Source organism: Pseudomonas sp. FW305-3-2-15-E-TSA4, from assembly GCF_058787295.1.
The window spans coordinates 289,321-302,975 of record NZ_JBYSZP010000004.1; the positions used below are offsets into that span (position 1 = coordinate 289,321).

At 61.2% G+C, this 13,655-nt stretch carries 9 protein-coding genes; 7 read left to right on the top strand and 2 right to left on the bottom strand.

Annotated elements, in window-relative coordinates; all coding sequences use genetic code 11:
* The first annotated feature begins 160 nt into the window (after positions 1-160).
* From AC3WMV_RS07545 to AC3WMV_RS07565, 5 genes are read left to right on the top strand one after another with little or no spacing between them, the layout of a single operon-like run.
* The gene (locus AC3WMV_RS07545; protein ID WP_097086075.1) at positions 161-2,425 is read left to right on the top strand and encodes a GGDEF/EAL domain-containing response regulator; all 2,265 of its coding nucleotides are present in this window, start codon (positions 161-163) and stop codon (positions 2,423-2,425) included.
* Positions 2,422-4,296 (top strand): putative bifunctional diguanylate cyclase/phosphodiesterase, encoded by a 1,875-nt coding sequence (locus AC3WMV_RS07550; protein WP_097086077.1) that lies wholly within the window; start codon positions 2,422-2,424, stop codon positions 4,294-4,296. Before AC3WMV_RS07545 ends, AC3WMV_RS07550 begins: the two co-directional genes overlap by 4 nt.
* 40 nt (positions 4,297-4,336) lie before the next feature.
* A complete protein-coding gene (locus AC3WMV_RS07555) occupies positions 4,337-5,290 on the top strand; it encodes a cytochrome-c peroxidase (protein WP_097086079.1) in 954 nt (317 codons plus the stop codon).
* Positions 5,287-7,101, top strand: a complete 1,815-nt coding sequence (locus tag AC3WMV_RS07560) for a DAHL domain-containing protein (protein WP_096795588.1) — start codon at positions 5,287-5,289, stop codon at positions 7,099-7,101. Before AC3WMV_RS07555 ends, AC3WMV_RS07560 begins: the two co-directional genes overlap by 4 nt.
* Positions 7,098-8,501: an ATP-binding protein gene (locus AC3WMV_RS07565; protein ID WP_097086081.1), complete on the top strand. Its 1,404-nt coding sequence runs from the start codon at positions 7,098-7,100 to the stop codon at positions 8,499-8,501. The genes AC3WMV_RS07560 and AC3WMV_RS07565 overlap by 4 nt, the downstream gene beginning before the upstream one ends.
* 6 nt (positions 8,502-8,507) lie before the next feature.
* On the opposite strand, the gene AC3WMV_RS07570 is transcribed toward AC3WMV_RS07565, so the two are convergent.
* Both AC3WMV_RS07570 and AC3WMV_RS07575 read right to left on the bottom strand, forming a co-directional pair.
* The gene (locus AC3WMV_RS07570; protein ID WP_097086084.1) at positions 8,508-9,833 is read right to left on the bottom strand and encodes an APC family permease; all 1,326 of its coding nucleotides are present in this window, start codon (positions 9,831-9,833) and stop codon (positions 8,508-8,510) included.
* A 207-nt stretch (positions 9,834-10,040) separates the two neighbouring features.
* Positions 10,041-10,862, bottom strand: coding sequence for a carbon-nitrogen hydrolase family protein (locus AC3WMV_RS07575; protein ID WP_097086085.1), 822 nt, complete (start codon positions 10,860-10,862; stop codon positions 10,041-10,043).
* 125 nt (positions 10,863-10,987) lie between these two features.
* Between AC3WMV_RS07575 and AC3WMV_RS07580 the strand changes: the two genes are divergently transcribed.
* Complete coding sequence (locus AC3WMV_RS07580) at positions 10,988-11,788, top strand: helix-turn-helix transcriptional regulator (protein WP_027612094.1); 801 nt, start codon at positions 10,988-10,990, stop codon at positions 11,786-11,788.
* Positions 11,789-12,029: 241 nt separating this feature from the next.
* Positions 12,030-13,649 (top strand): FMN-binding glutamate synthase family protein, encoded by a 1,620-nt coding sequence (locus tag AC3WMV_RS07585; RefSeq protein ID WP_103367365.1) that lies wholly within the window; start codon positions 12,030-12,032, stop codon positions 13,647-13,649.
* Positions 13,650-13,655: the final 6 nt, after the last annotated feature.

A 13,655-nucleotide genomic window follows, 5' to 3' on the forward strand; every position in this document is an offset into this window, starting at 1 on the left:
TTTTGACTGCATTCACGCAAATCTTCGCTCACAGGCCACGGCGTCGCGCCGGGACGACTATGCTGAACACGGCGCAATACTCCATCGGTCGAACCGACAAGTTGCGAGGGAAAAGGATGCCCCGGATGACACCCGCCAGCGGCCTCATAGGCGGCGCGGCATGAACCAGCCAGCAGCGCAGATCAATCGTCGGGTGCTTATCGTCGACGACAGCCCGTCGATTCATGGCGATTTCGCCAAGATTCTCTGCCCGCTCGTCCCCGCTGACGACGGCCTGGGCGAAACCGAGAATCTGTTGTTTGGCACCCCGTCCGCGACACCGTCCCAGCATTTCGAGCTGGACTCGGCCTTTCAGGGCCGCGAAGCGCTGGAAAAACTCGAAGCCGCGCTGGCTGAAAATCGCCCGTATGCCATGGCGTTCATCGACATGCGCATGCCGCCAGGCTGGGATGGCCTGGAGACCATCGAACGGCTGTGGCAAGTCGACCCCAAGCTGCAAGTCGCGCTGTGCACGGCGTATTCCGACTATTCCTGGGAAGACATCGACCAACGTCTGGCACTGAATGACCGCTTGCTGATTCTGAAAAAGCCGTTCGACGCGATCGAGATCCGGCAGATGGCCAGCGCGCTCACGGTCAAATGGCAGATGACCGAAGACGCCGAGCTGAAAATGAACCAGTTGGAACAGGCGGTTCAGGAGCGCACCCGCGAACTGTCCGACGCCAACATGATTGTGCAGAACAGCCCGACCATCCTGTACCGGCTGCGCGGCGATCCGTCGTTTGCCCTGATGTACATCTCCCACAACATCACCCGCTACGGCCATGTCGCCGCTGACCTGCTGCGCTCGCCCAACTGGGCGCAGGAACTGATTCACCCGGACGATCAGGCCAGCGTCGATGCCGCCATGGCCCGGGTGCTGGACCGGCATGCGTCAGGCGCTTCGATCGAGTTCCGGATGCGCACCGGCCAGGGCACCTGGCGCTGGGTGGAAAACCGCTATATCCCGGTGCGCGATGATGACGGCCGTCTGCTGGAAGTCGAAGGCATCATCCTCGACATCACCGAGCGCCGCGTGGCCGAGGAAAAACTGGCGTTGCTGGCCCGCTCCGACGGCCTGACAGGCCTGGCCAATCGCGCCACGCTGATCGAACGCCTGCATCAGGCCTTCGCCGCCGCGCGTCGGGGCGCTGCGCCGTTTGCGGTGTTTTACCTGGATCTTGACCACTTCAAGCGGATCAACGACACCTTGGGCCACCCGGTGGGCGATCTGCTGCTGCAGGAAGTCGCCCGCCGCATCAAATCAGGCGTGCGCGAAAGCGACGTGGTGGCGCGTCTGGGCGGCGATGAGTTCGCGATCCTGCAACTGGACGTCAGCGATCCGACCCAATCAGCCGCCATGGCAGCCAATATCCGCGACACGCTGCTGGCGCCCTACAACCTGGCCGGCAATGCGCTGCACATTTCGGTGAGCATCGGCATCAGCAGTTACAGCGGGCTCAGCCTCGACGCCGACAGCCTGCTCGGGCAGGCCGACATGGCGCTGTACCGCGCCAAGGAAATGGGGCGCAACCAGTATCACTTCCACTCCGAGGACATCTCGCGGGAAGTGGCCGAACGCATGACCCTGGTCGACGAATTGACCAGCGCCCTTCAGGGCAATCAACTGTTGCTGCATTACGCACCGGAGATTGACCTGCACAGCGGCAGGATTCTGGGCATGGAGGCGCAAATCCTCTGGCAACATCCGCGCCTCGGCCTGCTGCCGGCCTCCGCTTTCGTACCGATAGCGGAGAAAACCGGCGCGATCATTCCGCTCGGACGCTGGGTACTGAATCACGCCTGCCACCAGATGCACCTGTGGCGAAATGACGGAGTCGCCCCGCCAGTGATGGCGATCAAGATTTCCCTGGCACAGCTCAAAAGTGGCCCCGAACTGATCTACGACGTTCTGCGCACCACCGCACGCTGGGAACTCGCCCCCTGGGACCTGCGATTCGATGTCACCGAAGCCACGCTGGCCCAGACCAAGTGGACCCACAACGATGCATTGCCGCGCCTGCGTGAGCTGGGCGTGGCGATTGCCATCGATGATTTCGGCACCGAATATTCCTCGTTCGATTACCTGAAAACCTACCGGGTCAATCACCTCAAACTGGCCCAGGGCTTTATCGCCAGCGCGTCCCAGGATGCGGCCGGAGCCAACGCCCTGCGAGCGATCGTCAATTTCGCCCGGGATCTGGACATCGGCATCATCGCAGAAGGCCAGACACCCCTGAATCGACCTGATGTTCCCCGTGCCGAAGCACCGCTGCCCAGCGCACAGGGGTTGTATTTCAGCGAAGCGGTCAGCGCCGAACAGGCGGGCCGGTTGCTCCGGGACGTGCCCCGCGCGGCGCCCTCCCCCAAGGAGGATGAGGCATGAAAACGGCCTTCCCCCAGACCAACCGGCGCATCCTGATCATCGATGACACGCCAGCGATTCATGAAGACTTTCGCAAGATTCTGGCCCCGCAGGCGCAGGACGACGTCGACTTGCATCAGTTGGAACAGACGCTGTTCGGTACCCGCCAATCGCCGCACCTGACCTTCCAGCTCGACTCCGCCTATCAGGGCCAGGAAGCCCTGGCCCTGGTCAAACAGGCGCTGAGCCATGGCAGTCCGTATGCCCTCGCCTTCATCGACATGCGCATGCCACCGGGCTGGGATGGCCTGGAAACCATCGAACAGCTATGGCGTGTCGATCCAAATCTGCAGGTTGCCCTGTGCACCGCGTACAGCGACTACAGCTGGGAGGCGATGGCCGAACGGCTGGAATTCGGCGACCAGTTGCTGATCCTGAAAAAGCCGTTCGACAGTCTGGAAATCCGTCAGATGGCCAACGCCCTGACCTGGAAATGGCAACTGGCGCAGGACGCGGCGCTGAAGATGCTCAGCCTTGAGCAGACCATCGAGGCGCGGGTTCACGAATTGCTCAAGGTCTCGCATCTGTTGCAATACGACAGCCTCACGGAGCTGCCCAACAGCACCCTGCTGGGTGATCGCCTGAGCCAGGCCATGGCTGTCTGCCGGCGCCATGACAAGCAACTGGTGGTGATGTTTCTCGGCCTGGATCGCTTCAAGCGCATCAACAATGCGCTGGGCCATCCGGCGGGCGATGAAATGCTCAAACGCACCGCCCGCCAACTGCTGTCATGCGTGCGTGATTCCGACTCGGTGTTTCGCTATGGCTCGGACGAGTTCGTGGTGATCCTCGGCGACATCAACCATCCCCAGCAAACCCACGGCGTCGCGGAAAAACTGCTGGCTGCCATTCGTCTGCCGCAGACGATAGCCGGGCATGACGTCAGCGTCACCGCCAGCGTCGGCATCAGCGTGTACCCCGATGACGGCCTCGAAGCCATCGAGCTGATCAAGAAAGCCGAGACGGCGATGCGCAACGTCAAGGAACACGGCCCTGACAGCGTTGGCTTCTTCATCGAAGCCATGAACCAGCACGCCCGCGAGCAGCACAGCATCGAGTCGGGCATTCGCCGCGCTCTGCACGAGCACGAGTTTGTCCTGCACTATCAGCCGAAAATCGACCTGCGCAGCGGCACCGTGGTCGGCGCCGAAGCGCTGATACGCTGGCAGAAACCGGGACACGGCTGGATCTACCCGGCGCAGTTCATTCCAGTGGCCGAAGACACGGGGCTGATCGTTCCCCTGAGCAAATGGGTACTGGGCGAAGCCTGTCGCCAGACCCGCGCCTGGCAAACAGCCGGTCTGCCGCCGATCCGCATGTCGGTGAACATGTCGCCCATCGATTTTCGCCAGCGTGACTTCGTTACGGGCGTCGAACGCGTGCTTGAGCAGACAGGCCTGGCCCCTGACTGGCTGGAGATCGAGATCACCGAAGGTGTGCTGATGCAGAACGTCGAAACAACGATGGCAGCGCTCAATCGTTTGAAGGCGCTGGGCACCCGCCTGGCCATCGATGACTTCGGCACCGGCTATTCCAGCCTGAGTTACCTGCGCCGGTTTCCGATTGATGTGCTGAAGATCGACCAGTCGTTCATTCGCGGCCTGTGCAATGACAGCAATGATGCGGCACTGGTCAGCGCCATCATTAGCCTGGGCAAGAGTTTGGGGCTCAACGTCATCGCCGAAGGCATCGAAACCGCCGAGCAACTGGCGTTCCTCAAGGCCCACGACTGCGAAGAAGGTCAGGGCTACTTTTTCAGCAAGGCATTACCGGCTGACGACTTTGCGCACTGGCTGGCCAGCGCAGCCCCGCCACCGTGGACGGCGCGATGAACGCCTCGATACCGGCCTTGAGTCAAGGAGACGATTGCCGATGAACCTGTTCCGTCCCGCCATGACGCTGCTGCTGTGCGGACTCTGCGCCGGGGCCGGTGCCGACCCGCTGGACGAGCCGCTCAAACCGTTGCCCGCCGTGCCACAGCAGGACGCCCGGCGCGTGGAACTGGGACGTCGGTTATTCCACGAGCCACGCTTGTCGATCAACAACACACTGTCCTGTGCCAGTTGCCACCAACTGAACAAGAACGGTGCCGACAGCCGGGCGCTCTCGCTGGGGTTCGACGGCAAACCGGTGGCGGTCAACACACCGACCGTGTTCAACGCCAGCCTCAATTTCCGCCAGTTCTGGGACGGCCGCGTCGAGACGCTGGAAGAACAGAGCAATGTCGTCATCACCAGCCCCCATGAAATGGGCAGCGACTGGAGCACGGTCGTCGAGCGGATCGCCAACGACGCCGATTACCGCCGCGATTTCGCCGCCACCTACCCGGACGGCGTGACCAAGACCAACATCCAGCAGGCGCTGGCCAGTTTCGAACGTACCTTGCTGCCCCCCAACTCACGCTTCGATCAGTACCTGCTGGGCAATACCGACATCCTCACGCTGGACGAAAAATACGGTTATCAGCGCTTCAAGGAGTACGGCTGTATCGCCTGCCATCAGGGGGTGAACATCGGCGGCAACATGTTCCAGAAATTCGGCGTGTTCGGTGATTACATTGCCGATCGCGGCAACCCGACCGTGGCCGATCAGGGTCGTTTCAACGTGACCGGCGACGAAGTCGACCGGGCGGTGTTCAAGGTGCCGAGCCTGCGCAATGTCGCGATCACCGCACCGTATTTCCACGACGGCTCGGCGCCCACCCTCGAACGGGCCGTGGATGTGATGTTCCAGTATCAGTTGGGGCGCATGCCCAGCGAAGAGGACAAACGGCTGATCATGCTGTTTCTGACAACCCTGACCGGCCAACGGGAAGACAAACCATGATCAACATCTCGCGGCGACGCAGCCTGCTGTTGCTGACCCTGGTCGCCCTGGCACTGGCCTCGATCCTGCTGTTTCTGTACTTCAAGTCCAGCTCCGACCAGACCATGACGTACACCGAGTCGCGGGATCTGATCCGGCAGATCAAACAGCAGAACTCACTGTGGGAAAACGAGATCCTCAAGGCCAGGGTGGCACTGACCCACAACTACGATCCGTTGGTGTCACCGATGAACGAGATGAACCGGCTGTGGGCGCGCTTCGACGCAATCGAATCCGGGCATGGTCGCAGCGACTCGGCGCAATGGAACGAAGCTCACGAGGGTTTTCTGCAGGCGATGCAGGAGAAAACCCGTCTGGTCGAACAGTTCAAATCGCACAACGCGCTGCTGCGCAATTCCCTGGCGTTTTTGCCCACCGCCGAAGACGACATCCAAGAGCAGCTCGCCAACCTGGCGGACCTGGATAAATTACAGCTGCAGAACATCACCACCGACACCTATGACCTGCTGCTCAGCGCCTTGGAATTCGCCCAGGTCACCTCCGACGACAGGGCCGCCGACATCGAGGTCGGCCTGAACAAACTGAAGGTCAACGCCCAACGCCTTCCGCCGGCGTTTGAAGCCCCGATCAAGATCATGAGCAATCACATCAGCCTGATCGCTCGCGAGCAGCCACTGGTCAATCAGTTGCTCGAAAGCATCGAAAACATTCCCGTGGCCGAGCGCCTGGACACCCTCACCACCATGCTCGATCGCGATCAACAGCGCGTCGATCAGGTCGACCGCCAATACCACTTCTATCTGCTGCTGTTCTCGGTGCTGCTGATGTTGTCGCTGGTGTGGCTGGCCATCCGCCTGATCGGCAGTTTCGCCGAGATCAATCGGGTCAATACGGCCCTGCAAACCGCCAACGATGCACTGGAGCAACGCGTCGAGGAGCGCACCCGGGAACTCAAGAACGCCCAGAGCGAGCTGCTCGACGCTGCACGTCAGGCCGGCATGGCGGAAATCGCCACCAACGTGCTGCACAACGTCGGCAACGTGCTCAACAGCGTGAACATTTCCAGCGATCTGATCGCGCGCAAGCTGCGCAGCAGCAAGACCCAGGGCCTGGGCAAGGCGATGCAGCTGATCAACGAGCACCCGCACGACCTCGGCGCCTTTCTCAGCGAAGACGCCAAGGGCAAATTGCTCCCCGGTTATCTCAACCAGTTGGTCGGAGCCATCGCCCAGGAACAGCAGGAAATGATCGACGAATTGAACCAGATGAACAAAAGCGTCGATCACATCAAGGACATCGTCGCCACCCAGCAATCCTACGCCGGCGCCAACAGCATGACCGAGCCGCTGTTTATCAACGAGCTGCTCGAAGATGCGTTGCGCATGAACGCCGGGGCCCTGACCCGGCATCACGTCACGGTGGTCAAGGAGTACGCCGAGGTGCCGCAGGTGATGGGCGACAAACACCGTTTGCTGCTGATCCTGATCAACCTCATCAGCAATGCCAAATACGCCATGTCTGACCTCAGCAACCGCCCCCGCACCATGACCCTGGCGGTAAGAATCGTCGATGACAACTTCCTCGAAATCAGCGTCAGGGACGACGGCGAAGGCATCGCGCCGGAAAACATGACGCGGATCTTTGCCCACGGTTTCACCACCCGCAAGGAAGGTCACGGCTTCGGTCTGCACAGCTGCGCGCTGGCGGCCATCGAGATGAACGGGCACCTCACCGCGCACAGCGACGGACCGGGCAAAGGCGCGCTGTTCACCTTGCAGATCCCCCTGATCAGCGTCACGGAGAACGCATGAGCGAGCTGTCGAACCGCCGCATTCTGCTGATCGATGACATGCCGTCGATTCATGAAGACTTCCGCAAGATCCTCGCGCCACCGGCAGCACAGTCAGTGGAGCTGGATGAGATGGAAGCAGCACTGTTTGGCGCTCAGATTCGCGCCGAACGTCCGCCGTTCGAGCTGGACTCGGCCTACGGCGGCGAGGAAGGTCTGGGCAAACTGATGCAGGCCTTGCAGGAACAACGCCCTTACGCGCTGGCCTTCGTCGACATGCGCATGCCCGACGGCTGGGACGGCGCGAAAACCATCGAACACCTGTGGCAGCAGGATCCGCAGTTGCAGGTGGTGGTGTGTACCGCCTACTCGGATTATTCCTGGGATGAACTGCTCGAACGTCTGCAAGCGCATGACCGATTGCTGATCCTGAAAAAGCCGTTCGACAACATCGAAGTGCAGCAGATGGCCAACACCCTGCTGACCAAATGGCAGATGACCGAACGCGCCTCGTTGCAGATGCATCATCTGGAACATCTGGTCGACCAGCGTACCGCGCAGTTCAAGCAGGCCAGCGAAGAACTGCAGCGCGAAATAGATGAACGCAAGCAACTGGAAAGTCAGTTGGTGCAGTCGGAAAAGCTTGCTTCATTGGGGCAAATGGCGGCCGGCGTGGCCCATGAAATCAATAACCCGATCGGCTTCATCTCCTCCAACCTCGGCACCCTCGACGGCTACTTCAACCAATTGTTGAGCGTACTCGATGCCTGGCAGACGCTGGGCCCCACGCCGGACAGCGAATCCGTGGCCCGACTTGAACAACTGCGCAAAGACGCCGATCTGGATTTTCTGCTCGAAGACATTCCGGTGTTGATCCGCGAATCCAAGGAAGGCATTGGCCGGGTCGGACAGATCGTCAAGGATCTGAAGGATTTCTCCCGGGTCGATACCCATCAGCAATGGCAGTGGGCCAATCTGCAACAAGGCATCGACTCGACGCTGAACATCGTCGCCAGCGAACTCAAGTACAAGGCCGATGTGATCAAGGAATATCAACCGTTGCCGGACATCGAGTGCCTGCCCTCGCAAATCAATCAGGTGATCATGAACCTGGTGGTCAACGCGGCGCAGGCCATGGGGCCCGAGCGCGGCACCATTACTTTGCGTACCGGGCAGCAGCAGGACACGGCCTGGGTGGAAGTCGCGGATACCGGCGCGGGAATCGCGCCGGACATCCTGCAGAAAATCTTCGATCCGTTTTTCACCACCAAACCGGTCGGTCAGGGCACCGGGCTGGGCCTGTCCCTGTCCTACGGCATCGTGAAAAAACACGGTGGCGACATTTCGGTCCGCAGCGAACCAGGCGTGGGCACAACCTTTCGCGTCGAGTTACCGATGCGCCAGAGCCGACCCGCAGCCTGAGGTGTCTCAGGTCGCTTCCTGAAAATCCATCTCCGGCGGCTGACGACGAAAGCCGCCCGTGAGCACCGCCAGATACACCACGCCAATCGCCAGCCAGCTCAGGCCCAGATACACCGCCAGGTGATCCAGGCTGACCATCAGCCACAAGTCCGCCACCAACCCGATGAACGGGAAGAGCAGAAACAGCACCAGCTCACGCGGGCCCTTTTTCTCGCCGCCGATCCAGTAATGAAAGATCACCGACAGGTTGACCAGACTGAACGCCAGGAACGCGCCGAAGTTGATGAACGAAGTGGACGTGGTCACGTCGAGTTTCAGCGCCAGCAACGCCACCACTGCACACAGCAGGATGCTGTTGACCGGTGTGCCGAAGCGCGCATGCAAGGTGCCGAAAAACGACTTGGGCAACACGCCGTCGCGGCCCATCGCAAACAGCAGACGCGAACCGCTGGCCTGGGCCGACAACCCCGAGGCGAACTGGCCGACGATCAAGCCAATGAGGAAGATCGAGACGAACAGATCGCCGCCGATGTTGCGCGCAATTTCATAGGCCGCCGAATCGACGCTGTCGAACTGGAATGACGGGTGGGCGATCTGCACAAAGTACGACACCCCGACGAAGATCAGCCCGCCGATCAGCGTGATCAACATGATCGCCCGTGGAATGGTGCGGCGTGGGTCGCGGGTCTCTTCGGTCAGCGTGCTGACCGCGTCGAAACCGAGGAACGAATAACAGGCGATAGCCGCGCCACTCATGATCAGCGGCATCTGCATGTCGCCATTGAAGAACGGTTTGATCGACCACAACGGCGTGCGCGCATCGCCGCCGACGTAGTGCACGCACAACGCGACGAAAGCGATCAGCACCAGAAATTGCACCAGCATCAGCAAGGCGTTGATGCCGTTGGCCAGTTTCAGACCGATGATGTTGATCGCGCTGGTGATGCCGATGAACGCCAGTACCCAGATCCACTGCGGGATCGACGGGAAGGCCGAAGCGAGGTACGCCGCGCCGATCAGCCAGATCGCCATCGGCAAAAACAGGTAATCGAGCAGCACCGCCCAACCGGCGATGAAGCCGAGCTTGGGGCTGATCGCCTTGCGCACGTAGCTGTAAGCGGAACCGGCGACCGGGAACGCGGCGGCCATGCGCCCGTAGCTCATGGCGGTGAAGAACATCGCCACCAGTGCCGCCAGATACGCGGCCGGGACCATGCCGGCGGTGGATTGCGCGAGGATGCCGAAAGTGCCGAGGACAATGATCGGCGTCATGTAGGCGATGCCGAACAGCACCACCGACCCTAATGAAAGGGTGCGTTGCAAACGAGCCATGGGCGACTTACTCCGAATGTTATTGGATTTATGGCAGAGCCGAGTTCGGCGAATATTTCGGGTGTGGCTTTGTTGTTTTTTGGATCAAGCAGGTGTGTTGTCTGGACTGGCCTCTTCGCGAGCAAGCCCGCTCCCACAGTGACCGCATTCCCCTGTGGGAGCGGGCTTGCTCGCGAAGGCGTCAGCCCGACCGACACAGAACCCGGATCAGCGCGCAGGAATCAGCAACTCACGCAATCCAGAAGCGTGCTCCACCACCTCCCCCGGCAGTTTCAAACGCTGATCATCCAGGTAGCGGTAATCCTTGCGCGCAATCACCAACCGGTCGAAATCCAGCTCGACGCTGAACTGCCCCTCTTCCCGCCCCGCTTCGAACAGCAATTCCCCCAACGGATCCACCAGCGCACTGCCGCCGGCAAACATCAAACCGTCATCCCCGGCCTCGACGCGGTTGACCATCAGCGCAAACGCCTGGTTTTCCTGGGCGCGGGCCATGATCGCGGTACGGTGAGTCGGGGCGTACGGGTCCATGTTGCCGTTGGTCACGATCAGCAATTCGGCACCCAGTTGCGCCAGTGCGCGGGCGGATTCGGGAAACTCGATGTCGTAGCAGATCAGCAGGCCGACGCGCACGCCGTTCCACTCGCAGGTGGCATAGCGGTCGCCGGGCTCGAACACGCCGCGATCCGAAGCCCAGAGGTGGGTCTTGCGATATTTGAGCGCGATGCCTTCCGGGGTGATCAGCAGCGTGGTGTTGTAGAAGCGCCCGTTGTCGCTTTCGGCCATGCCGATCACCACGGCGACGTTGCGCTCGCGGGCGGCGGCCAGCACCGCGCGGACGGTCGGGCCATCCAGCGGCTCGGCGATCTTCGCCACGGTTTCTGCTGTCGGGAAGCCCATCAGGTGGGTTTCCGGGAATACGATCAATTGCGTGTCGGCCGCGCACGCCGCGATCGCCGCGAGGGCGCGTTCGAGGTTGTATGCGGTGCCATTGTCACGGCCCGCCAGTTGGGCGAGTTCGACTTTCATGAGAATTCCTTGTGATGGGCAGCGGGCGCTGAAAGATTGCCCGGTGGCTGTCTGTGGGCCAGTATGCGCAGCAAGCAACCGGCCAGGGAATCACGCGGCCGGGGTAACCCGATAGGGGTAGATCCATGACCGTTTCGTTTGATGACATCACCTGGCACCGCGCCGTCGGGCAACTGATCGACGCGCTGGACAAGCCGAATTTCTGGGCGCAACTGGTGCGTCTGCTCGACCAGTACGTGGCGTTCGATAGTTGGGTGGTGCTGCTGTTCAGTGCCGATCAGCACCCGCAGGTATTCGCCGAATGCCCCGGCGAGGACGGCAGTCCCGACCCGCTGTTTCAGGATTATCTGCGCGGGTTGTACCTGCTCGACCCGTTCTACATCGCCTGCCGCGAGCAGTCGCGCACCGGGCTGTACCGCCTGTCCGAGGTGGCACCGGAGCATTTCGAGCTGACCGAGTATTACCAGCGATACTTTCGTCTGAATGTGGTCGCCGACGAAATCCAGTTCAATTGCCAACTCGAAGGCGAGCGCACGCTGTGTCTGTCGCTGGGCAGTGAAAAACGTTTCACTGGCGAACAGATTGCCTTGCTGTCATTGATCCAGCCGTGGGTGCTGGGCCTGTTGCGTCAGCGTCTGCCGTACGAGATCAACCAGACCGTGGCCCTCGCTGCCGCACCTGCACCCGCTGACTGGCGGGTGCAACTGGAAGCGTCGGTGCAACAACTCAAGGGCGCGCAACTGACCGCCCGGGAGCTGGATGTCGGGCGTTTGATGCTCAGCGGTTGCTCCAGTAAAGAAATCGCCCGTAAGCTGGAAATCTCCGTAGAAACCGTGAAAGTCCATAAGAAACATATGTACAGCAAGCTGGGGATCAAATCCCAGTCGGAGCTGTTTTCGATTTTTCTCCAGGCGCAGAACGCCTGATAACGCGTGGAAATGCTTTCCTGTGTCGACAGATTCTCTGTGGTGAGGGGATTCATCCCCGATGGGCTGCGCAGCAGCCCCAAGTCTATGCATGCGGTCTTTCAGTTAAACCGCAGTGAATGGTTTTGGGGCGGCTTCGCCACCCATCGGGGATAAATCCCCTCACCACAATAAATCTCATCAACAGGCCCGCCTGCTGCCACAGGTTTGCAAACCATTGAGTCCGAACCAAGGAAACCGTATGAGCCTGTCACTCCTGAGCCGCTACGCCTTCTTTGCCGTCTGCGTGATTTTCACCCTCGCCAGCCTGCCCTTTCTCGAACACGACTGGCTGTGGCCGATCACCGCCGTCACCGGCGTACTGAGCCTGCTTGGTCTGTTCGACCTGCTGCAGAGCCCGCACGCGGTGCGCCGCAACTACCCGATCCTGGGCAACATCCGCTATCTGGTCGAAGGCATCCGCCCGGAGATCCGCCAGTACCTGCTGGAATCCGACAGCGACGCCCTGCCCTTCTCCCGCGCCCAGCGTTCGCTGGTGTACTCGCGGGCGAAAAATGAAAGCGCCGACAAACCCTTCGGCACGCTGATCGACGTGTATCAATCGGGCTTCGAATTCATCGGCCACTCGATGCGCCCGGCGCCGTTGAGCGACCCGAGCGGTTTCCGCGTCACCGTCGGCGGCCCGCAGTGCACCCAGCCGTATTCGGCCTCGGTGTTCAACATCTCGGCGATGAGCTTCGGCTCGCTCAGCGCCAACGCCATCCGCGCGCTGAATCAGGGCGCCAAGCTCGGCAACTTCGCCCACGATACCGGCGAAGGCAGCATCAGCCCGTATCACCGCGAACACGGCGGCGACCTGACCTGGGAACTGGGCAGCGGCTACTTCGGCTGCCGCACCAGCGACGGCCGTTTCGACCCGGAGCGCTTCGCCACTCAGGCACAGAATCCGCAGGTGCGGATGATCGAAATCAAGATGAGCCAGGGCGCCAAACCCGGCCACGGCGGGATCCTGCCCAAGCACAAGGTCACCCAGGAAATCGCCGACACCCGCGGCATCATGATGGGCGAAGACTGCATCTCGCCGTCACGCCACAGCGCGTTCTCCACGCCGATTGAAATGATGCATTTCATCCAGCAACTGCGTGAACTGTCCGGCGGCAAACCGGTGGGTTTCAAGTTCTGCCTCGGGCACCCGTGGGAGTTCATGGGCATCGCCAAGGCCATGCTGGAAACCGGCATCCTGCCGGACTTCATCGTGGTCGACGGCAAGGAAGGCGGCACCGGCGCAGCGCCCGTGGAGTTCACCGACCACATCGGCGTGCCGATGCGCGAAGGCCTGCTGTTCGTGCACAACACCCTGGTCGGCCTGAACCTGCGCGACAAGATCAAACTCGGCGCCAGCGGCAAGATCGTCAGCGCGTTCGACATCGCCAGCGTGCTGGCCATCGGCGCCGACTGGGCCAACTCGGCACGCGGTTTCATGTTCGCCATCGGCTGCATCCAGTCGCAAAGCTGCCACACCAACAAATGCCCGACCGGCGTCGCCACCCAGGACGCTCTGCGCCAACGCGCCCTCGTCGTCCCGGACAAGGCTCAGCGCGTCTACAACTTCCACCGCAACACGCTCAAGGCGCTGGCAGAAATGCTCGCCGCCGCAGGCCTTGAGCATCCGTCGCAACTGTCGGCCAAGCACCTGGTGCGCCGCATGTCGGCGACCGAGATCAAACTGTTCTCGCAGTTGCATGTGTTTCTGAAACCGGGGGAATTGCTCACGGGTGAGGTGAATGGCGAGTTCTATTCGCGGATGTGGCAGATGGCGCGGGCGGACAGCTTTGAGCCGCAGGAAGTGGCGGCAACCTGAGCCTCA